General features: G+C 61.9%; 20 protein-coding genes and 1 tRNA gene. All 21 read right to left on the bottom strand.

The window, feature by feature from the left end; translation table 11 throughout:
• Positions 1 to 20: 20 nt before the first annotated feature.
• The 21 genes from ACYZGB_RS06345 to pnp all read right to left on the bottom strand — a co-directional run bounded on the left by ACYZGB_RS06345 (position 21) and on the right by pnp (position 20,189).
• The gene (locus ACYZGB_RS06345; RefSeq protein WP_462387407.1) at positions 21 to 512 is read right to left on the bottom strand and encodes a DUF1178 family protein; all 492 of its coding nucleotides are present in this window, start codon (positions 510 to 512) and stop codon (positions 21 to 23) included.
• 48 nt (positions 513 to 560) lie between these two features.
• On the bottom strand, positions 561 to 869 hold the full coding sequence (locus tag ACYZGB_RS06350) for a DUF2818 family protein (protein ID WP_462387408.1): 309 nt from the start codon (positions 867 to 869) through the stop codon (positions 561 to 563).
• Between the two features lie 88 nt (positions 870 to 957).
• A complete protein-coding gene (gene nuoN, locus ACYZGB_RS06355; protein ID WP_462387409.1) occupies positions 958 to 2,451 on the bottom strand; it encodes an NADH-quinone oxidoreductase subunit NuoN in 1,494 nt (497 codons plus the stop codon).
• A gap of 24 nt (positions 2,452 to 2,475) precedes the next feature.
• Complete coding sequence (locus ACYZGB_RS06360; RefSeq protein ID WP_063461091.1) at positions 2,476 to 3,951, bottom strand: NADH-quinone oxidoreductase subunit M; 1,476 nt, start codon at positions 3,949 to 3,951, stop codon at positions 2,476 to 2,478.
• 12 nt (positions 3,952 to 3,963) lie between these two features.
• Positions 3,964 to 6,003: an NADH-quinone oxidoreductase subunit L gene (nuoL, locus tag ACYZGB_RS06365; RefSeq protein ID WP_462387410.1), complete on the bottom strand. Its 2,040-nt coding sequence runs from the start codon at positions 6,001 to 6,003 to the stop codon at positions 3,964 to 3,966.
• 31 nt (positions 6,004 to 6,034) lie between these two features.
• The gene (nuoK, locus tag ACYZGB_RS06370; RefSeq protein WP_005793248.1) at positions 6,035 to 6,343 is read right to left on the bottom strand and encodes an NADH-quinone oxidoreductase subunit NuoK; all 309 of its coding nucleotides are present in this window, start codon (positions 6,341 to 6,343) and stop codon (positions 6,035 to 6,037) included.
• Positions 6,340 to 7,008, bottom strand: a complete 669-nt coding sequence (locus ACYZGB_RS06375; protein WP_063461093.1) for an NADH-quinone oxidoreductase subunit J — start codon at positions 7,006 to 7,008, stop codon at positions 6,340 to 6,342. The genes nuoK and ACYZGB_RS06375 overlap by 4 nt, the downstream gene beginning before the upstream one ends.
• A gap of 50 nt (positions 7,009 to 7,058) precedes the next feature.
• Positions 7,059 to 7,571 (bottom strand): NADH-quinone oxidoreductase subunit NuoI, encoded by a 513-nt coding sequence (nuoI, locus tag ACYZGB_RS06380; protein WP_063461094.1) that lies wholly within the window; start codon positions 7,569 to 7,571, stop codon positions 7,059 to 7,061.
• Positions 7,572 to 7,586: 15 nt separating this feature from the next.
• Entirely contained in the window at positions 7,587 to 8,669 is a 1,083-nt protein-coding gene (gene nuoH / locus ACYZGB_RS06385; protein ID WP_063461095.1) for an NADH-quinone oxidoreductase subunit NuoH, read from the bottom strand.
• On the bottom strand, positions 8,666 to 10,798 hold the full coding sequence (gene nuoG / locus ACYZGB_RS06390; RefSeq protein WP_462387412.1) for an NADH-quinone oxidoreductase subunit NuoG: 2,133 nt from the start codon (positions 10,796 to 10,798) through the stop codon (positions 8,666 to 8,668). The genes nuoH and nuoG overlap by 4 nt, the downstream gene beginning before the upstream one ends.
• A 15-nt stretch (positions 10,799 to 10,813) precedes the next feature.
• Positions 10,814 to 12,172 carry an NADH-quinone oxidoreductase subunit NuoF gene (nuoF, locus tag ACYZGB_RS06395; RefSeq protein ID WP_462387414.1) on the bottom strand — a complete coding sequence of 453 codons (1,359 nt, stop codon included), beginning with the start codon at positions 12,170 to 12,172 and terminating at the stop codon, positions 10,814 to 10,816.
• Entirely contained in the window at positions 12,169 to 12,678 is a 510-nt protein-coding gene (gene nuoE / locus ACYZGB_RS06400; RefSeq protein WP_462387415.1) for an NADH-quinone oxidoreductase subunit NuoE, read from the bottom strand. The genes nuoF and nuoE overlap by 4 nt, the downstream gene beginning before the upstream one ends.
• Positions 12,675 to 13,928: an NADH-quinone oxidoreductase subunit D gene (locus ACYZGB_RS06405; RefSeq protein ID WP_462387417.1), complete on the bottom strand. Its 1,254-nt coding sequence runs from the start codon at positions 13,926 to 13,928 to the stop codon at positions 12,675 to 12,677. The genes nuoE and ACYZGB_RS06405 overlap by 4 nt, the downstream gene beginning before the upstream one ends.
• Positions 13,929 to 13,955: 27 nt before the next feature.
• Positions 13,956 to 14,564 (bottom strand): NADH-quinone oxidoreductase subunit C, encoded by a 609-nt coding sequence (locus tag ACYZGB_RS06410; protein WP_063461379.1) that lies wholly within the window; start codon positions 14,562 to 14,564, stop codon positions 13,956 to 13,958.
• A 10-nt stretch (positions 14,565 to 14,574) separates the two neighbouring features.
• Positions 14,575 to 15,054 carry a NuoB/complex I 20 kDa subunit family protein gene (locus tag ACYZGB_RS06415; protein ID WP_007849129.1) on the bottom strand — a complete coding sequence of 160 codons (480 nt, stop codon included), beginning with the start codon at positions 15,052 to 15,054 and terminating at the stop codon, positions 14,575 to 14,577.
• Positions 15,055 to 15,079: 25 nt separating this feature from the next.
• Complete coding sequence (locus ACYZGB_RS06420; RefSeq protein WP_063461100.1) at positions 15,080 to 15,439, bottom strand: NADH-quinone oxidoreductase subunit A; 360 nt, start codon at positions 15,437 to 15,439, stop codon at positions 15,080 to 15,082.
• A gap of 73 nt (positions 15,440 to 15,512) precedes the next feature.
• Positions 15,513 to 15,597: transfer RNA gene (locus ACYZGB_RS06425), tRNA-Leu, on the bottom strand.
• 114 nt (positions 15,598 to 15,711) lie between these two features.
• Positions 15,712 to 16,074 (bottom strand): preprotein translocase subunit SecG, encoded by a 363-nt coding sequence (secG, locus tag ACYZGB_RS06430; protein ID WP_462387419.1) that lies wholly within the window; start codon positions 16,072 to 16,074, stop codon positions 15,712 to 15,714.
• A 36-nt stretch (positions 16,075 to 16,110) separates the two neighbouring features.
• Entirely contained in the window at positions 16,111 to 16,860 is a 750-nt protein-coding gene (gene tpiA, locus ACYZGB_RS06435; RefSeq protein ID WP_462387421.1) for a triose-phosphate isomerase, read from the bottom strand.
• Positions 16,861 to 16,862: 2 nt separating this feature from the next.
• Positions 16,863 to 17,849 carry an NAD(P)H-quinone oxidoreductase gene (locus ACYZGB_RS06440; RefSeq protein ID WP_462387422.1) on the bottom strand — a complete coding sequence of 329 codons (987 nt, stop codon included), beginning with the start codon at positions 17,847 to 17,849 and terminating at the stop codon, positions 16,863 to 16,865.
• Positions 17,850 to 17,945: 96 nt separating this feature from the next.
• On the bottom strand, positions 17,946 to 20,189 hold the full coding sequence (gene pnp / locus ACYZGB_RS06445) for a polyribonucleotide nucleotidyltransferase (protein WP_462387423.1): 2,244 nt from the start codon (positions 20,187 to 20,189) through the stop codon (positions 17,946 to 17,948).
• Positions 20,190 to 20,388: the final 199 nt, after the last annotated feature.

Raw genomic sequence — 20,388 nt, forward strand, 5'->3', positions numbered from 1 at the left:
CCGACCCAGGGCAGAAAAGCCTATTGCAGGGTTTCCTTGGCGGCCACTGGCAGGGGCAAGGGCATGACGGCAATGCCCTCTTCCAGCAGCTGCACCGCCTCGTCGGGCGTGGCCTGGCCCCGGATGGCGCGCTCTTCCACCTCACCGTGGTGCATGCGCCGGGCCTCCTGGGCAAAACGCTCGCCCACGTCCTCGGTGTTGGCCACCACTTTGCGGGCCAGCGCCAGCCACGCGGCCTGCAAGGCGGGTGGCAGCATCGCCGTGTCGGAAGAGGTTGCGCCTTGGGCACCCGCCGTGGAGGTGGGGTGCGCTGGCACGGTGGCTTCGGCAGCCGCCGGAGCCCGGGCGCCCAGGTTCAGGCGCGGGGCGCTGAGCCGTTTTTCAATGTGGTCATCGCCGCACAGAGGGCACTGCACCAGGCCACGCTGCTTCTGCCCCTGGAAGTCGTCCTCGGAGCCAAACCAGCCCTCAAAGACATGGCCTTGCCGACATTGGAGGTCCAGCACCTTCATGGCAACACTCTTGGGCGACGCAATCGTGGGTGAGCAGTTTCGGCCAGATCAGCTGTGGTGGCGCCGCAGCAGATACCGATAGACAAAACCAGGAAAGGCCAGGGTCAGGAACATGGTGCCGGTGATGGCGTAGAACTCCCAGCCCTGGGGAGCGATCTGGCCCGCGCGGCGTTCCAGCACCAGCGCCAGCGCCCCCACCACAAAGTAGAAAACAACCAGTTCCAGCAGCCGCCCCAGCAAGGGCTTGGCGGGGGTAGCCACCGGCCCTGCCACCAGCCAGCGCTGGTTGACAAAAGGCAGGTTGGCGGCCACGAAGGCCGCCACGATGATGAGCCAGACGGATCCGGTAAGCGACACGGAGGAACGAGCCCGGGATCGGTCAGCGACCGAAGAAAACAGAGGCAGCGCGCTGCCGCAGCGTCAGCATGTGGATCTCAGCGCCAGATCAGGTCGCCAGCGCGCGCACCACGGCGTCTGCACACAGGGCCATCAGGCCACCGGGCAGCAGGCCCAGCCCCAGGACCAGGGCTCCGTTGATGGTCAGCACCACGCGCACATCCACGGGGGCAGACACGTTGGTGGCCGTCAACGGCGCATCGAAATACATGACCTTGACCACGCGCAGGTAGTAGAAGGCGCCGATCAGCGACATGATGACGGCGAACACCGCCATCGCGATGTAGAGGCTCTGGCCCGAGGCGACCAGCGCCTGCAGCACCGACAACTTGGCGTAGAAGCCCACCATGGGCGGAATACCGGCCATGGAGAACAGGCACACCGCCATCACACCCGCGTACAGCGGGCTGCGCTGGTTCAGGCCCGCGAAGTCGGAGATCTCTTCACTCTCGAAGCCTTCACGCGCCAGCAGCAGGATCACACCAAACGCGGCCAGCGTGGTCAGCACATAGGTCACCACGTAGAACATGGACGCGCTGTAGGCGTTTTCGACCGCCGTGGCATCCACGTTGCCGTTGATGACGCCGGACATCAGGCCCAGCAGCACAAAACCCATTTGCGAAATGGTGGAGTACGCCAGCATGCGCTTGAGGTTGGTCTGCGCAATGGCGGCCAGGTTACCCACCAGCAGCGAGCCAATCGCCAGCACCGCCAACATCTGCTGCCAGTCGATGGCCAGGGGCAGCAGGCCATCCACCAGCAGGCGGATGGTGATGGCAAAGGCGGCCAGCTTGGGCGCGCCGCCGATCATCAGCGTGACAGCCGTGGGAGCGCCCTGGTACACGTCGGGGATCCACATGTGGAAAGGCACCACACCGAGCTTGAACGCCAGGCCCGCCACCACAAACACGAGGCCAAACACCAGCACCTGGTGCTTGATCTGACCGGAGTTGACGGCCTTGAACACCTGGCCGATGTCCAGGGAGCCCGTGGCGCCGTAGACCATGGACAGGCCATACAGCAGGAAACCGCTGGCCATGGCGCCGAGCACGAAATACTTCATGGCGGCTTCGGTGGCCGTGGCGTTGTCGCGGCGCAGGGCCACCAGCGCGTAGCTGGACAGCGTGAGCAGTTCCAGGCCCAGGTAGATCACCAGGAAGTTGTTGCCGGAGATCATGATGAACATGCCCAGCAGCGCAAACATCGACAGGGTGAACATCTCACCGCCGCGCATCATGTCGCGGTCGGCAGCGTAAGGGCGGCCATAGACCAGCGTGACCATCATGGCCACGGTGGCGAAACACTTGAGCCAGTTGCCCATGGCGTCGCTCACCACCATGTTGCCAAAGCCATAGAAGGTGTTGCCGCTGCTGGCATACATGGCCTGCAGTGCCGCCACCACCGCCAGCGTGAGCATGGTCAGCACATAGGTGCCGGTGCGGCGGGCGCTGTGGACCCCCAGATCGACCAGCGCAATGACGCAGGCCATGGTCAACAGCACGATTTCGGGGTAAATCGCGAGCCAGCTGATGTTGTCAATCATCTCGAATCTCTCAGTTCAGTCTGGTCAGTTCAGCTTGGTCAATGCGACATGCTTGAGCAATTCCGCGACCGAGGTGTCCATCACGTCCGTGAAGGGGCGTGGATACAGGCCCATGGCCAGCACGGCAATCGCCAGCAGCGACATCACCAGGAACTCGCGGCTGTTGATGTCGGTAAGTTCCTTCACGTGGTCGTTGGCCACGGGGCCCAGGTACACGCGCTTGAACATCCACAGCGTGTAGGCCGCACCGAAGATCAGCGCCGTGGCCGACGCCAGGCCGATCCAGAAGTTGGCCTTGGTCGCACCCAGGATCACCATCCACTCGCCCACAAAACCAGCCGTGCCGGGCAGGCCGCAGTTGGCCATGGCAAACAGCAGCGCAAACGCCGTGAAGTTGGGCATGGTGTTGACCACGCCGCCGTAGGCAGCGATTTCACGCGAATGCACGCGGTCGTACAGCACGCCGATGGACAGGAACATCGCGCCCGACACAAAGCCGTGGGCAATCATCTGCACCAGGCCACCGGACACACCCAGGTCGTTGAAGATGAAGAAGCCCAGGGTCACAAAGCCCATGTGAGCCACGGACGAGTAGGCCACCAGCTTCTTCATGTCCTTCTGGACCATGGCCACCAAGCCCACGTAGATCACGGCGATGAGCGACAGCGTGATCATCAGCCAGGCCCATTCGCGCGATGCGTCGGGGGCGATGGGCATGGAGAAGCGCAGGAAGCCGTAGGCACCCAGCTTGAGCATGATGGCCGCCAGCACGGCGGAGCCGCCGGTGGGCGCTTCCACGTGCACATCAGGCAGCCAGGTGTGCACCGGCCACATTGGCACCTTCACGGCAAACGCAGCGAAGAACGCGAAGAACAGCATGGTCTGTGCGCGGCGGCTCAGGGGCAGCTGGTGCCAGGTGGCGATGTCGAAACTTCCGCCCGACTGGTTGTACAGGTAGATCAGCGCGATCAGCATCAAGAGCGAGCCGAGCAGCGTGTACAGGAAGAACTTGAACGCCGCGTAGATCTTGTTGGGGCCGCCCCAGATACCGATGATCAGGTACATCGGGATCAGCGTGGCCTCGAAGAACACGTAGAACAGGATGCCGTCGAGCGCGCTGAACACGCCGATCATCAGGCCCGACAGGATCAGGAACGCACCCATGTACTGGTTCACACGCTCGGTGATGGCCTCCCACGAGGCGATCACCACGATCACCGTGATGAAGGCGGTGAGCGGCACGAACCAGAAGGAGATGCCGTCCACACCCAGGTGGTAGTGCACATTGAAGCGCTCGATCCACGAGGCCTTCTCGACAAACTGCATGGCTGCAGTGCCCAGCTTGAAGCCGTCGTACAAAGGCAGCGTGACCAGGAAACCCAGCAGCGCCCCCAGCAAGGCCAACCAGCGCACGGCGCGTGCGTGCTCATCCCGCCCAATGGCAAGCAGCAGCACACCGAAGGCAATCGGTGTCCAGATTGCAAGACTCAACAGACCCATTTGTTGTTTTCCTTATTTGATGAGCTGCAGGAACGTGTCGCCCCAGACGAACCAGGTCATCAGAGCGAAGACACCCAGAATCATCACCAGCGCGTAGTGGAAGATGAAGCCAGACTGCACCCAGCGGACAATGCCAGCCACACCCCGCACGACCTTCCAAGAGCCGTTCACCAAGGCGCCATCGATCACCGCCTGATCGCCGCCCTTCCACAGCCCCACGCCCAACAAGCGGGCGCCACGGGCCAGGACGTTTTCGTTGAACCTGTCCATGCCGTACTTGTTTTCAAGCAGCTGGTACACCTTGATCGATTCAAAGAAACGCTTGAGTGCCGCAGGCAGCGCCGGGTTGACCATGTACATGTAGTACGAAGCCGCCACACCCGCCAGCGCCAGCCAGAACGGTGCCGTCTGCAGGCCATGCACCGCCATCGCCACGGGGCCGTGGAAGATTTCTGCGAGCTTCGCCATCGCGGGGTGCTTGGCTGCGTCCACAAAGATCACATCCTTGAAGAAGTCGCCAAACAGCATGGGCTGGATGAACATGAAGCCCACCACCACCGAAGGAATGGCCAACAGGATCAGGGGCACGGTCACCACCCAGGGCGACTCATGGGGCTCGTGGTGGTCATCGTGGCCGTGGTGGTCGTCATGGTGCGCATCGGGGTTCTGGTCGTAACGCTCCTTGCCATGGAAGACCAGGAAGTACATGCGGAACGAATAGAACGCCGTGATGAAAACGCCTGCCAGCACGGCAAAGTGCGCGAAGCCAGCGCCAGGCAGCTGGCTGAAGTGCACTGCCTCAATGATGCTGTCCTTGGAGTAGAAACCCGCAAACAAAGGCGTGCCGATCAGAGCCAGCGAGCCCAGCAACGAGGTGATCCAGGTAATGGGCATGTACTTGCGCACGCCACCCATCCAGCGGATGTCCTGGTTGTGGTGCATGCCCATGATGACCGAGCCGGCCCCCAGGAACAGCAGCGCCTTGAAGAATGCGTGGGTCATCAGGTGGAACACGGCCACCGAGTAGGCCGAAGCGCCCAGCGCCACGGTCATGTAGCCCAGCTGCGACAGCGTGGAGTAGGCCACCACACGCTTGATGTCGTTCTGGATGATGCCCAGGAAACCCATGAACAGCGCTGTGATGGCGCCGATGATCAGGATGAAGTTGAGCGCGGTGTCCGACAGTTCGAACAGCGGCGACATGCGCGACACCATGAAGATGCCGGCAGTCACCATGGTGGCCGCGTGGATAAGTGCCGAGATGGGGGTCGGGCCTTCCATCGAGTCGGGCAACCACACGTGCAGCGGGAACTGGGCGGACTTGCCCATGGCGCCGATGAACAGACAGATGCAGATCACGGTGATCAGCAGCCAGTCGGTGCCGGGGAATGCCAAGGCGCCGAGTTCACCCGACTTGGCAAAGATTTCGCTGTAGTTCAGCGTGCCGGTGTAGGCAGCGATCAGGCCAATGCCCAGGATGAAGCCGAAGTCACCCACACGGTTGACCAGGAACGCCTTCATGTTGGCGAAGATCGCCGTGGGCTTGTTGAACCAGAAACCGATCAGCAGGTAGGACACCAGGCCCACCGCTTCCCAGCCGAAGAACAGCTGCAGCAGGTTGTTGCTCATGACCAGCATGAGCATGGAGAACGTGAACAGCGAGATGTAGGCAAAGAAACGGTTGTAGCCGTCGTCCTCTTCCATGTAGCCAATGGTGTAGATGTGCACCATCAGCGACACGAAGGTAACGACAACCATCATCATGGCCGTGAGGCTGTCGATCAGGAAGCCCACTTCCATCTTCAGGCCGCCCACCACCATCCAGGTGTAGAGCGTCTCGTTGAAACGGGCACCGTCCACGGCCACGCTCTTGAGCGTCATGGCCGAGAGGATGAAAGCGACAAGCACGCCAAGGATCGTCAGCGTGTGGCTCAGGCGGCGACCAATCCAGTTACCACCAAAGGTTGTGCCGAAGATACCGGCCAGCAGAGCGCCCGCCAGCGGAGCCAGTGGCACGGCCAGGAGCGTTGAAGCAGAGAGGGTTTGACTCATTCTTGAGAACCTTGGGAATACTGGTGGCTCATCAGCCCTTGAGGGTGTTGAGGTCTTCCGCGTTGATGCTGGACTTGTTGCGGAACAGCAGCACCAGGATCGCGAGGCCAATGGCCGACTCGGCGGCCGCCACGGTCAGGATGAAGAACACGAACACTTGCCCGTGCATGTCGCCCAGGTAGTGCGAGAACGCCACGAAGTTCATGTTCACGGCCAGCAGCATCAACTCAATCGCCATCAGCAGCACGATCAGGTTCTTGCGGTTCAGGAAGATGCCGATCACGGCCAGCGCGAACAGCATCGCACCCAGGGAGAGAAAGTGGCCCAAAGTCAGCGTCATGCTTTTTTCTCCTCGGCAGCGGGTTCGGCGGGCACCTCGGGCTGCGCCTTCTGGGTGGCTGCCACCTTCACGACTTCCAGGCGATCACTGGCGCGAACCCGGACCTGCAGGGAAGGATTGATGGCCTTGCTGTCCTTGCGCTGGCGCAGGGTCAGTGCAATGGCGGCAATCATGGCCACCAGCAGGATCACGGCAGCGATCTCGACGGGATACAGGTATTCGGTGTAGAGCAGCTTGCCCAGCGCCTTGGTGTTCGAGTACGGGACCACCTGCCCTGCGGCATCCAGCACCACGGCGGCGGCCTTGGGCTCGTCCATGCCACGGAAACCGCCCATCAGCACAGCGGCCATTTCCAGCGCAATCAGTGCACCCACCGTCGCCGCAAGCGGGAAGTGTTTCCAGAAGCCCTTGCGCACGGTATCAATGTGGATGTCCAGCATCATCACCACGAACAGGAACAGCACCATCACCGCCCCCAGGTACACCAGCACCAGGGCAATGGCCAGGAACTCGGCCTTGAGCAGCAGCCACACAGCGGCAGCCTGCGAAAAGGCAAGAATGAGGTAGAGCACCGCATGCACAGGATTGCGCGCGGTGATCACCCGGAAGGCTGCGAACAGCAGCACCACCGAAAAGAGATAGAAGAAACCAGTCTTGGCGTCCATGAATCGGGTCTTTATAGAAAGTCTGGCAAAGAGGCCGCGCTCAGCACCGCTCAGCGGTACTTGGCATCCGCAGCCTTGGCCGCCGCGATTTCACCTTCGTACCGGTCGCCCACGGCCAGGAGCATGTCTTTCGTGAAATACAGGTCGCCACGCTTTTCGCCGTGGTACTCGAAGATGTGCGTTTCGACGATCGAATCCACCGGGCAGCTTTCTTCGCAGAAACCGCAGAAGATGCACTTGGTCAAATCGATGTCGTAGCGCGTGGTACGGCGCGAACCGTCGGCACGCACATCCGATTCAATCGTGATGGCCATCGCGGGGCACACGGCCTCGCACAGCTTGCAGGCAATGCAGCGCTCTTCGCCGTTGTCATAGCGGCGCAGGGCATGCAGGCCGCGGAAACGGGGGGACAGAGGCGTTTTCTCTTCAGGAAACTGCACGGTCACCTTGCGGCGGAACGCATAGCGGCCAGTCAGGGCCATGCCCTTGACCAATTCCACGAGCATGAAGCTCTTGAAGAAGTCTTTGAACGAAAAAGGTGCAGCAGCAACAACGGCAGTCATGTGTGATGTCCCCGCTTATTTCCAGATGTTCCAAGGCGACAGCAGCCAGCCGCCCACGAAGAGCAAGTACACCAGCGTCACCGGGATGAAGATCTTCCAGCCCAGACGCATGATCTGGTCATAACGGAAGCGTGGGAATGTGGCGCGGATCCAGATGAACATGGACACCACGAGGAAGGTCTTGAGGCCCAGCCAGATCCAGCCTGGAATCCAGTTGAACAGGGCGCTGTCGATGGGCGACAGCCAGCCACCCAGGAACATCAGCGCGGCCAGGATGGACACGAGCCACATGCTGGCGTACTCAGCCAGGAAGAAGATCGCGAAGCCCATGCCCGAATACTCGACCATATGGCCGGCCACGATTTCGGCCTCACCTTCGACCACGTCGAAGGGGTGGCGGTTGGTCTCGGCCACGCCGGAGATCAGGTACACCAGGAAAATCGGCAGCAGAGGCAGCCAGTTCCAGGACAGGAAGGTCAGACCCTTGTCGGCCGCCATGCCCTTGGCCTGCGACATGACGATCTCGGTCAGGTTCATGCTGCCCGAGACCATGATCACCACCAGGAAGCAGAAGCCCATGGCGATTTCATAGCTCACCATCTGGGCCGAAGCGCGCAGTGCGCCAAGGAAGGCGTACTTGGAGTTTGATGCCCAGCCAGCAATGATTACGCCGTACACCTCGATAGAGGTAATGGCCATCACCAGCAGCAGGCCGGCGTTGACATTGGCCAGCGCCACATCGGGACCAAAGGGAATCGCCACCCAGGCTGCCAGCGCCGGCATGATGGCCATGACAGGGCCCAACACGAACAAGCCCTTGCTCGCAGCGGTCGGCTGGATGATTTCCTTGGTCAGCAGCTTCAGCGCATCGGCAATCGGCTGCAACAAGCCCATGGGGCCCACGCGGTTGGGGCCGTGGCGCACTTGCATGAAACCCAGCAGCTTGCGCTCCCACAAGGTGAGGTAGGCCACTGCCCCCATCAGGGGCGCCAGGATGCAGACGATCTTGATAAGGATCCAGAGCACCGGCCAGACGATACCGGTCCACCAGCCAAAGGAGAGCAGGTTCAGGCCCGCGTTGTAGATCGCGTCGATCATGCGGCCACTCCTTCACGTGCCATGCGCGCGTCGGCAGTAAGCTGCAGCGACGTGGAACGGCGCACCAAGCCGTCCAGTTGATAGATGGAAGCCACCACGGGTTCGCCAGCAGCGGCCGCGGCCGCGGGCACTGCCTTCACAGCATTCGACAGCTGCGCAGCTGGCACTTGCGTGACCGTGCCCGCAGGGGCGTTCGTGGCGCGGGCCAGCACGTCCTGCGAGGTTTCGAAGTCGAAGCCCGGCACGCCCAGCAGATTGGCCAGCACGCGCAGGACCTTCCACGCAGGGCGGGTATCGCCCAGGGGACGCACCACGGCATGGAAGCTTTGCAGACGGCCTTCGGCATTGACGAAGCTGCCCGAGGTTTCCGTGAACGGAGCAATTGGCAACAGAACGTCACTGAACTCCATGTTGGCCTTGAAGGGGCTCAACGTGACCACCATCTCTGCTCCAGCCAGGGCAGTTGCAGCCTGCGCACCTGCAGCAGAGTCATGGACTGGCTCTGTGTTGAGCAGCACCGCCGCCTTCAAACCACCGGAGAGCATTTGAGCCGCATTCAGACCACCGTTGACAGGGTGAGCGCCCGCAAACTGCGCACCCACCGTGTTAGCGGCTTCCGTGAGGTAACCCACGCTCGCGCCGGTGTTCTCACCGATCCAGTTGGCAAGCGCCAGCAGCTGGCTGGCCTGAGCATGGTGTGCAGCGGCATTGCCAAGCAGCACAGCCTTGCGCTCGCCGCCCAGCAAAGAGCGGGCGATAGCTTGAGCTGCCTCGCTGGCAGCAGCCGCGCCTTGGGGTGCAGCAATGCCTTTCTCCTGGGCCACTGCGGACGCAATTCCGCCCAGTGTCTGCATCCATTCCGCAGCGCCTTGCGCTACGAAAGATTGCACGGGCATGGCCCAGTCCTGGGTCACCGACGCGATGGCGCTGACCTGGCAGCCATGGCGCGCAGCCTGACGAATGCGCTGGGCAAACAGCGGATGGTCCTTGCGCAGATTCGAGCCCACCACCAGCACGCGTTGCAGCGTGGACAGGGAGGCGATGGACGTGCCCAGCCAGCGGATACCTTCGGGCGCAGCGAACTCGGCGTTGCGCAGGCGGTAGTCGACGTTGTCGCTGCCAATGCCGCGCACCAGAGCAGAAGCGAGGTACAACTCTTCCACCGTGCTGTGCGGGCTGACCAACGCACCGATGCTGCCGGCGCCGTGGTCGTTCTTGATGTTCTTCAAGCCATTGGCCACGTACTCCAGCGCGGTCTGCCAATCGACTTCCTTCCACACCCCGCCCTGCTTGAGCATGGGCTGGGTCAGGCGGTCGTCGCTGTTGAGCGATTCGTACGAGAAGCGGTCGCGGTCGGCGATCCAGCATTCGTTCACGGCTTCGTTTTCGAGCGGAACGACGCGCATGACCTTGTGGTTCTTGACCTGGACAATCAGGTTGGAGCCAGTCGAATCGTGCGGGCTCACCGAACGGCGGCGCGACAACTCCCAGGTGCGCGCGCTGTAGCGGAAAGGCTTGCTGGTCAGGGCACCCACGGGGCAGATGTCGATCATGTTGCCCGACAGCTCGGAGTCCACCGTGTCGCCCGTGACCGTCGTGATCTCGGAGTGCTCACCGCGATGGATCATGCCCAGTTCCATCACGCCAGCCACTTCCTGGCCGAAGCGCACGCAGCGGGTGCAGTGAATGCAACGGCTCATTTCCTGCATGGAAATCAGCGGGCCCACATCCTTGACGGGCACCACGCGCTTTTCTTCCTCGTAGCGCGAAGAAGAGCCGCCATAGCCCACGGCCAAGTCCTGCAGCTGGCACTCACCGCCCTGATCGCAGATGGGGCAGTCCAGCGGGTGGTTGATCAGCAGAAACTCCATGACCGACTGCTGAGCCTTGATGGCCTTGTCGCTCTTGGTGCGCACGATCATGCCTTGCGTCACCGGCGTGGCGCAGGCGGGCATGGGCTTGGGAGCCTTTTCCACATCCACCAAGCACATGCGGCAGTTGGCGGCGATGGAAAGCTTCTTGTGGTAACAGAAATGGGGAATGTAGGTGCCAGCTTTCTCGGCAGCATGCATCACCATGCAGCCTTCAGCGACTTCTACTTTCTGCCCGTCGAGTTCGATTTCAACCATATGCGTTTCTCGCGATCAGGCGGAGGTGGAAGCCTGAGGGGTCTTCTCTTGGCGGATCAGCGCTTCGAATTCCGGACGGAAGTGCTTGATCATGGCGCGCACCGGCATGGCCGCCGCGTCACCCAGCGCACAGATGGTGCGGCCCTGGATGTTGTCCGCCACCGAATTGAGCAGGTTCAGGTCGCCTTCGCGTCCCTGGCCATGCTGGATCCGGTCGATCACACGCCACATCCAGCCCGTGCCTTCGCGGCAGGGCGTGCACTGGCCGCAGGATTCGTGCGAGTAGAAGTACGACAGGCGCAGCAGGCTCTCGACCATGCTGCGGGAGTCGTCCATCACGATCACGGCGCCCGAACCCAGCATGGAGCCGGCCTTGGCGATGGAGTCGTAGTCCATCGTGCATTCCATGATGATGGACGCGGGCAGCACGGGGGCGGACGAGCCACCAGGAATCACGGCCTTGAGCTGGCGGCCCTTGCGCACGCCACCGGCCAGTTCGAGCAGCTTGGCGAACGGTGTACCCAGAGGCACTTCGTAGTTGCCGGGTTTTTCCACGTCGCCCGAGACCGAAAAAATCTTCGTGCCACCGTTATTGGGCTTGCCGCACTCAAGATACGCCGCACCGCCGTTGCGAATGATCCACGGCACCGCCGCGAAGGTCTCTGTGTTGTTGATGGTCGTGGGCTTGCCATACAGACCGAAGCTGGCAGGGAACGGTGGCTTGAAGCGGGGCTGCCCCTTCTTGCCTTCCAGCGATTCGAGCAGCGCGGTCTCTTCGCCGCAGATGTAGGCACCGAAGCCGTGCGCCGCATGCAGCTGGAAGCTGAAGTTGCTGCCCAGGATCTTGTCGCCCAGATAGCCCGCAGCGCGCGCCTCTTCCAGCGCCGCCTCGAAGCGGTCATAGGTCTGGAAAATCTCGCCGTGGATGTAGTTGTAGCCCACGGTAATGCCCATCGCGTAGGCCGCGATGATCATGCCTTCGATGACGATGTGCGGGTTGAACTGTAGGATGTCGCGGTCCTTGCACGTGCCCGGCTCACCCTCGTCAGAATTGCAGACGAGGTACTTCTGGCCGGGGAACGAGCGGGGCATGAAGCTCCACTTGAGGCCGGTGGGGAAGCCCGCACCGCCGCGGCCACGCAGGCCCGATTCCTTGACGGTGGCGATGACCTGGTCCTGCGTGAGCGGCTCGCCGCCGTCGGTGCCCAGGATCTTGCGCAGTGCGGCATAACCGCCGCGCGCTTCGTAGTCCTTGATGCTCCAGTTCGTGCCGTCGAGCCCCGCCACGATCTGCGGGTTGATGTGGCGGTCATGGAAGCAGGTCTGGACGCCCGTGGCCTGGAACTGCGAGAGGATCTGTGCGGCGGTGGTCATACTTGTCCCTCCGCCGCGCGCAGACCGTCCACCAACTGATCGAGCTTGTCGTTGTCCATGAAGCTGCACATCGTGCGGTCGTTGACCAGCATCACTGGCGCATCGGCGCAGGCGCCCAGGCACTCACACTGCTGCAGGGTGAACAGGCCGTCGGCTGTGGTCTCGCCCATGGTCACACCGAGCTTCTTTTCGAGGTGATGCAGCGCCTTCTGGCCGTCACGCAGCTGGCAAGGCAGGTTGGTGCAAACGTTGAGCTTGTACTTGCCCGTCGGCTGCTGGTTGTACATGTTGTAGAACGTGGTGACTTCGTGCACCGCGATCTGGGCCATGCCCAGGTAATCGGCGATCACGGCCTCGCTCTCGGCGCTGACCCAGCCCTGCTCCTGCTGCACGATGGACAGGCAGGCCATCACGGCGGACTGCGCCTGCTCGGGAGGGTACTTGGCCACTTCGCGTGCAAAGCGCGCCAGCGTCGCCTCGGTGATCTTGGTATTGCTGCTGTTCATCGGTCGATCTCCCCGAACACGATATCCATGGTGCCAATGATGGCCACGGCGTCGGCGATCATGTGGCCACGGGCCATTTCGTCCAAGGTGGCGAGGTGCGCAAAACCAGGCGCACGAATCTTGAGGCGGTAAGGTTTGTTGGCGCCATCGCTGACCAGATAGATGCCGAACTCGCCCTTGGGGTGCTCCACGGCAGCATAGGCTTCGCCTTCGGGCACGTGGAAACCTTCGGTGAAGAGCTTGAAATGGTGGATCAGCTCTTCCATGTTGGACTTCATGGATTCGCGCGCAGGCGCCGCCACCTTGTGGTTGCCAGTGATGACGGGGCCCGGATTGGCGCGCAGCCAGTCCACGCACTGCTTGATGATGCGGTTGGACTCGCGCATCTCCTGCACGCGAACCAAGTAGCGGTCGTAGCAGTCGCCAGTCTTGCCCACAGGCACATCAAAATCCACGCGGTCGTACACATCGTAGGGCTGCGTCTTGCGCAGGTCCCAGGCAATGCCAGAGCCACGGATCATGGGGCCGGTCATGCCCAGGTTGAGCGCACGCTCGGGTGGCACCACGCCGATGCCCACGGTGCGCTGCTTCCAGATGCGGTTGTCAGTCAACAACGTCTCGTACTCATCCACACAGCCGGGGAAGCGCTTGGTGAAATCGTCGATGAAATCAAGCAGCGAGCCCTGGCGGTTCTGGTTCAGAGCCTCCAATGCCTTGGCGTTCTTGATCTTGCTGACCTTGTATTGCGGCATGGAATCCGGCAGGTCGCGGTAGACGCCCCCCGGACGGAAGTACGCCGCGTGCATGCGCGCGCCGGAGACGGCTTCGTACATGTCGAACAGGTCTTCGCGTTCGCGGAAGGTGTAGATCAGGATGGTGGAGCTGCCACAGTCGTTGCCGTGCGAGCCCAGCCACATCAGGTGGTTCAGCAGGCGTGTGATCTCGGAGAACATCACGCGGATGTACTGCGCACGCACAGGCACTTCCAGACCCAGCAGCTTTTCGATGGCCAGACAGTAGGCGTGCTCGTTGGACATCATGGACACGTAGTCCAAGCGGTCCATGTAGGGCAGCGACTGGATGTAGGTCTTGTGCTCGGCCAGCTTTTCGGTGGCACGGTGCAGCAGACCAATGTGCGGGTCGGCACGTTGCACGACCTCGCCGTCCAACTCCAGCACGAGGCGCAACACACCGTGCGCCGCCGGGTGCTGCGGACCAAAGTTCAGGGAATAGTTCTTGATTTCAGCCATGATGGTTCACGTGGGGCGCCGGGCGCCTCAGTGCAGGCCTCCGTACTTGTCTTCGCGGATGATGCGCGGCGTGATCTCACGCGGCTCGATCGAGACGGGCTCGTAGACCACCCGACGCTGCTCAGCGTCGTAGCGCATCTCGACATGGCCCGACAGCGGGAAGTCCTTGCGGAAGGGATGGCCGATGAAGCCATAGTCGGTCAGAATGCGGCGCAGATCGTTGTGGCCATCGAACACGATGCCGAACAGGTCAAACGCCTCGCGCTCGTACCAGTTGGCCGAGTTCCACAGATCGGAGACCGATGCCACCACCGGGAAATCATCATCGGCGCAAAACACCTTCACGCGCACACGCTGATTGAGACTCACGGACAGCAAGTGCGACACCACACAGTAGCGCGCCCCTTCGTTCACCGCATCGCCATACGCGGAGTAATCCACGCCACACAGATCCACCAGCTGCTCGAAGCGGCACCCCTCAGCGTCGCGCAGCAGACGCATGGCATCCAGGTAGTCAGCGGCAGACACCACCAGCGTGACCTCATCCAGGGCCACCGTGATCTGGCGCACCTTCGCACCCAGCGCCGCAGCAATGTTGTCTTTGAGTTTTTCAGGCCGAATGGCAACAGCAGTCATCATCAACCCTTCAGACACGAGCAATGGTGTTGGTGCGGCGAATCTTCTGCTGCAACTGGATGATCCCGTAGATCAGCGCTTCTGCCGTGGGTGGGCAGCCTGGCACGTACACGTCTACTGGCACGATGCGGTCGCACCCACGCACCACGGAGTAGCTGTAGTGGTAGTACCCACCACCATTGGCGCACGAGCCCATCGACAGCACCCAGCGGGGCTCGGACATCTGGTCGTACACCTTGCGCAGCGCCGGTGCCATCTTGTTGCAAAGGGTGCCAGCCACGATCATCAGATCGGACTGGCGAGGACTGGCACGGAACACTTCGGCGCCGAAGCGGCCGATGTCATATCGGGCCGCTGCCGCGTGCATCATCTCGACAGCACAACAGGCCAGACCAAAAGTCATCGGCCACAGGGAACCGGTCTTGGCCCAATTCACCACGGAGTCGTAACTCGTGGTGATGAAGCCTTCCTTCATCACGCCTTCAATCATTGCATCGATCCTTGTTGAAGCCCGCTCATTCCCAATCCAGGGCACCCTTTTTCCACTCGTAGGCAAAGCCCACGACCAGGATGGCCAGGAAGATGACGACCGCCACGAAACCCGCCATGCCCACATCATGAAGCGTTACCGCCCAGGGGAAGAGGAATGCGATTTCGAGGTCGAACAGAATGAAGAGAATGGCCACGAGGTAGTAGCGCACATCGAACTTCATGCGCGCATCCTCGAAGGCTTCAAAGCCACATTCGTAGGGGGAGTTCTTTGCGGCATCCGGGCGATTGGGGCCCAGTATGTAGCCGAGTACGAGGGGGACAACGCCGACGGCGATGCCAACCAAGATGAACAAAAGGACGGGGAGGTACTGATCGAGGTTCATCTTGAGGATGTGCTCACCGCTGTGGCCTTGCCCGACATGATTCCGGATGGATCATGCGGGGAGGCCTTTGTTTTGGTGCCGTCGGCGAGACTCGAACTCGCACAGCTTTCGCCACTACCCCCTCAAGATAGCGTGTCTACCAATTTCACCACGACGGCTGGTTGCTGCGTCTGGATGGCATGAGGAACCTTGCGGTTTTGGCTTTCCAGACAATCCGGAATTCTACTCCGGAAAAACCCTGCTTCAGCTTGCAGAGCCCAATTTAGTGCAGATTATTTGGTCGGAATCTGCGCAGCGCCCGATGCCGGTACAGCAGGAGCAACGGTCGCATCCGGAGCCGCAGCGGCGGGCGCCACGGTAGCAGGCGCCTCCAGCACGCTGCCAGAGCTGGCAGGGCGCGCGTTGCCAAAGTAGGCCAGCGCCAGCGTGGACACAAAAAAGACCGCAGCCAGCACCCCCGTGCTGCGCGACAGGAAGTTGGCGCTGCCACTGGCGCCAAACAGGCTGCCCGAGCTTCCGCTGCCAAATGCGGCCCCCATGTCGGCTCCCTTGCCGTGCTGGATGAGGATCAGGCCAATCATCACCAGGGCCGCCAACATCTGCACCGCCAAAATCACATTCACGATCACGTTCATTCTCTGTTCACTCCTGATTGAATAACTTCGGCAGCCTCACCGGGCTGCCGCAATGATTTGCAAAAAGTCGGCCGCCTTCAACGAGGCGCCCCCCACCAGTCCACCGTCGATGTCCGGCTGAGCCAGCAGCTGCGCCGCGTTGCCCGCATTCATGCTGCCGCCGTACAGCAAACGAATCCGATCGGCATGCTCGCTGGCCGCCGCGAGCTGCGCGCGCAACACCGCATGGACCGCCTGCGCTTGCTCTGGAGATGCAGTGCGCCCTGTGCCAATGGCCCAGACAGGCTCGTAGGCCACCACGATCTCGCTGATGCAGTGACCATTGAGGTGAATCACCGCCGCCAGCTGACGCTTGACCACCGCTTCGGTCTGCCCCGCTTCGCGCTCCTGCAAGGTTTCCCCCACACAAACGATGGGGGTGACACCTGCGGCCAGGGCGCGCTGCGCCTTCTCCGCCACCGCCACGTCGGTTTCGCCATGGTATTGGCGACGTTCCGAGTGCCCCACCAGGGCATAACGCACGCCAAAATCCTTGAGCATCGCCACGGAGACCTCGCCGGTATAGGCCCCCGACTCGTACCGGGAAACATCCTGCGCCGCCACAGCGACCGCTGTTCCAGCAGTGAGTGCCTGCACCTGCGCCAGGTACGGTGCGGGAACCGCCACCGCCACGTCGCAAGCCACACCATCCAGACCTGCGATGAGCGCCTTCAGCAGCACTTCGTTGGCAGCCAGGCTGCCATTCATCTTCCAGTTGCCTGCGATGAGTTTTTTCTTGTTGTTCATGGTTACCACATCAAAACAATCTTGCCGATATGCTGGTTCGATTCCATCAGGGCATGGGCTTGAGATGCATCTGCCGCAGCAAATGTGCTGTGGATGACGGGGCGCACCTTGCCAGCTGCCAACAAGGGCCACACCCGCTCACGCAGTGCGCGGGCAATAGCCCCCTTGAAAGCCACAGGACGCGGACGCAATGTAGACCCGGTGATGGTGAGGCGGCGCCGCAAAACCAGCCCCGCATTGAAGTCACTTTTGACCCCACCCTGCACCGCAATGATGACCAGCCGGCCATCTTCTGCCAGGCATTCCACCTCCCGCGCCACATAGTCGCCCGCGACCATGTCGAGCACCACATCCACTCCCCGCCCTTCCGTGATGCGCCGCGCCTCGGCCACAAAGTCTTGCGACTTGTAGTTGATGGCATGGTGCGCACCGAGCGCGAGGCAGGCAGCGCATTTTTCGTCGCTGCCCACCGTGGCAATGACCACCGCACCGAGCGCCCGCGCCAACTGGATCGCCGTGACGCCAATGCCGCTGGCCCCACCCTGCACCAGCAAGGTCTCCCCCGCCTGCAGACGACCACGGTCAAACACATTGCTCCACACCGTGAAGAAGGTCTCCGGCAACGATGCCGCCTCCACATCACTCAGCCCATCGGGCACCGGCAAACACTGCGCCACCGGAGCGACACACCATTCGGCATAGCCACCACCGGCCACCAGCGCGCACACGCGGTCGCCCACGCGCACGCCCGCTTCGGCCAGAGCCGCAGCGTCACCAGACTCGACCACCCCCGCCACCTCCAGCCCCGGCAGGTCCGAGGTGCCCGGTGGTGGCGCGTAGTGCCCCAAGCGCTGCAGCACATCAGGACGGTTGATCCCACTGGCGGCAACGCGGATCAGCAGCTCACCCACGCCAGGCTCCGGCCTGGGGCGATCCCCCAGGGCCAGCACCTGAGGCTCGCCAAACGACGTGATCTCGACTGCACGCATATTGCGATCCATGGAAAGTAAAAATTGGAATGATTTTGGCCGTTTGCGCGCTATCCATAAGCGCAAACAGCTACAAAATCAATAGCAATCAATAACTCAGCCAACCACCTGCTCGGACGCACCATCCGACAACAGAGATTGCTGCTGTTGCTGCTCCGCAGGCTGGCGACCACCGTCACGACCATGGTCACGGCGTGGCTCGCGGTCACCGCGCTCGGCAGGCGCGGGGCGGTCGCTACCGCCTGCTGGGCGCTCGGCCAGCACCTTCATCGACAGCTTGATGCGACCCTTTTCGTCAGTTTCCATGACCTTGACCTTCACGATCTGGCCTTCGGTCAGGTAGTCGGATACCCTCTCAACACGCTCGTGCGCGATCTGGCTGATGTGCAACAGGCCATCCTTGCCGGGCAGCAGGTTGATCAGGGCGCCGAAGTCCAGGATCTTGGTCACGGGACCTTCGTAGATCTTGCCGATCTCGACCTCAGCCGTGATCTGCTCGATGCGCTTCTTAGCCTCGTCGGCCTTCGCTGCGTCAGTCGCGGCGATGGTGATGGTGCCGTCTTCCTCGATGTTGATCTGGCAACCGGTTTCTTCGGTCAGCGCACGGATCACCGCGCCGCCCTTGCCGATCACATCGCGGATCTTCTCGGGGTTGATCTTCATCGTGTAGAGCTTGGGCGCGAAGTTGGACACTTCGGTCTTGGCCTCGCCCATGGCTTCCTGCATCTTGCCCAGAATGTGCATGCGCGCTTCCTTGGCCTGCGCCAGAGCGACCTGCATGATTTCCTTGGTGATGCCCTGGATCTTGATGTCCATCTGCAGCGCAGTGATGCCGCTGGTCGTGCCGGCCACCTTGAAGTCCATGTCGCCCAGGTGATCTTCGTCACCCAGGATGTCGGTCAGCACGGCGAAGCGGTTGTCCTCCTTGATCAGGCCCATGGCAATGCCTGCCACGTGCGCCTTCATGGGCACGCCAGCGTCCATCATGGACAGGCAGCCACCGCAGACGGAAGCCATCGAGGACGAACCGTTGGACTCGGTGATTTCGGACACCACGCGGATGGTGTACGGGAATTCTTCCTTCGTGGGCAGCACGGCCACGAGAGCGCGCTTAGCCAGGCGGCCGTGGCCGATTTCACGGCGCTTGGTGGAGCCCATGCGACCCACTTCGCCGGTGGCGAATGGAGGCATGTTGTAGTGGAACATGAAGCGGTCTTCGAACTCGCCAGCCAGCGCGTCGATGCGCTGGGCATCGCGCTCGGTGCCCAGTGTGGAGATCACCAGCGCCTGGGTTTCACCGCGCGTGAACAGCGCCGAGCCGTGCGTGCGGGGCAGCACGGAGTTGCGAATCTCGATGGGGCGCACGGTGCGCGTGTCGCGGCCATCAATGCGAGGCTCGCCTGCCAGGATCTGGCTGCGGACAATCTTGGCTTCGATATCGAACAGCAGGCCTTCAACCTTGACGGAATCGAATTCCACGCCTTCGGCCTTCAGCGAGGCGAACACAGAGGCCGTGGCTTCGCGCAGGGCGTGCGTACGGGCTTGCTTGCTGCGGATCTGGTAAGCAGCGCGCAGCTTTTCTTCGGCCAGGCCAGCGATCCTGGCGATGAAGGGCTCGTCCTTGGCAGGCGCTTGCCAGTCCCACACGGGCTTGCCAGCGTCGCGCACCAGTTCGTGGATGGCATTGATGGCGATCTTGCCTTGCTCGTGGCCGAACACCACGGCGCCCAGCATGATGTCTTCAGGCAATTGTTGCGCTTCGGATTCGACCATCAGCACGGCAGCTTCGGTGCCGGCGACGATCAGGTCCATCTGCGAGTTCTTGCGGGCGGTCTGGCCGGGGTTCAGCACGTATTCGCCGTTGATGTAGCCCACGCGCGCAGCACCGATGGGGCCGTTGAACGGGATACCGGAGATCGACAGCGCGGCACTCACAGCGATCATGGCAGCAATGTCTGCGTCCACTTCGGGGTTCAGCGAGATGGTGTGGATGACCACATGCACATCGTTGTAGAAACCTTCGGGGAACAGCGGGCGGATCGGGCGGTCGATCAGGCGGCTGGTCAGCGTTTCGAGTTCGCTGGGCTTGGCTTCGCGCTTGAAGAAGCTGCCGGGGATCTTGCCAGCGGCGTAGGTCTTCTCGATGTAGTCCACGGTCAACGGGAAGAAGTCCTGTCCGGCCTTGGCAATCTTGGACCCCACCACGGTGGCCAGCACTACGGTGTCATCGATGTTGACCAGCACGGCGCCGGAGGCTTGGCGGGCAATCTCGCCCGTTTCCATGACGACGGTCTTGTCGCCCCATTGGAAAGACTTGGTAACTTTGTTGAAAATGCTCATGTTCAGCTCCTGTTTTAATAGCTGGTAGCGCGCTACCAGATTGTCACGGAGGGCAATTCAGAACACGATGCCATTCCAGGGAACCTGCCCGCCAGCGCATGGCGGCAACTTCATTGGAATGACACAGCTTCGCTCTGTTTTGCGACTCCGAAGTAAAAAACGCCTGAGCTAGCGGACTAACCCAGGCGTTTTCGCATGC

The organism is Acidovorax sp. Q11, assembly GCF_054950075.1.

Bases quoted from the DNA above. Each gene is read 5' to 3' on its own strand.
- nuoL (WP_462387410.1), bottom strand. From the start codon at position 6,003: ATGAGTCAAACCCTCTCTGCTTCAACGCTCCTGGCCGTGCCACTGGCT.
- pnp (WP_462387423.1), bottom strand. From the start codon at position 20,189: ATGAGCATTTTCAACAAAGTTACCAAGTCTTTCCAATGGGGCGACAAG.
- ACYZGB_RS06360 (WP_063461091.1), bottom strand. From the start codon at position 3,951: ATGGGTCTGTTGAGTCTTGCAATCTGGACACCGATTGCCTTCGGTGTG.
- nuoF (WP_462387414.1), bottom strand. From the start codon at position 12,172: ATGACCACCGCCGCACAGATCCTCTCGCAGTTCCAGGCCACGGGCGTC.
- ACYZGB_RS06345 (WP_462387407.1), bottom strand. From the start codon at position 512: ATGAAGGTGCTGGACCTCCAATGTCGGCAAGGCCATGTCTTTGAGGGC.
- nuoN (WP_462387409.1), bottom strand. From the start codon at position 2,451: ATGATTGACAACATCAGCTGGCTCGCGATTTACCCCGAAATCGTGCTG.
- ACYZGB_RS06405 (WP_462387417.1), bottom strand. From the start codon at position 13,928: ATGGCTGAAATCAAGAACTATTCCCTGAACTTTGGTCCGCAGCACCCG.
- ACYZGB_RS06375 (WP_063461093.1), bottom strand. From the start codon at position 7,008: ATGGACGCCAAGACTGGTTTCTTCTATCTCTTTTCGGTGGTGCTGCTG.
- nuoG (WP_462387412.1), bottom strand. From the start codon at position 10,798: ATGGTTGAAATCGAACTCGACGGGCAGAAAGTAGAAGTCGCTGAAGGC.
- nuoE (WP_462387415.1), bottom strand. From the start codon at position 12,678: ATGAACAGCAGCAATACCAAGATCACCGAGGCGACGCTGGCGCGCTTT.
- ACYZGB_RS06420 (WP_063461100.1), bottom strand. From the start codon at position 15,439: ATGAACCTCGATCAGTACCTCCCCGTCCTTTTGTTCATCTTGGTTGGC.
- secG (WP_462387419.1), bottom strand. From the start codon at position 16,074: ATGAACGTGATCGTGAATGTGATTTTGGCGGTGCAGATGTTGGCGGCC.
- ACYZGB_RS06415 (WP_007849129.1), bottom strand. From the start codon at position 15,054: ATGATTGAAGGCGTGATGAAGGAAGGCTTCATCACCACGAGTTACGAC.
- nuoK (WP_005793248.1), bottom strand. From the start codon at position 6,343: ATGACGCTGACTTTGGGCCACTTTCTCTCCCTGGGTGCGATGCTGTTC.
- tpiA (WP_462387421.1), bottom strand. From the start codon at position 16,860: ATGAACAACAAGAAAAAACTCATCGCAGGCAACTGGAAGATGAATGGC.
- ACYZGB_RS06410 (WP_063461379.1), bottom strand. From the start codon at position 14,564: ATGACTGCTGTTGCCATTCGGCCTGAAAAACTCAAAGACAACATTGCT.
- ACYZGB_RS06440 (WP_462387422.1), bottom strand. From the start codon at position 17,849: ATGCGTGCAGTCGAGATCACGTCGTTTGGCGAGCCTCAGGTGCTGGCC.
- nuoH (WP_063461095.1), bottom strand. From the start codon at position 8,669: ATGATCGACGCGATCTACAACGCGGGCCTGAACCTGCTCTCCTTTGGC.
- nuoI (WP_063461094.1), bottom strand. From the start codon at position 7,571: ATGACTGCCGTTGTTGCTGCTGCACCTTTTTCGTTCAAAGACTTCTTC.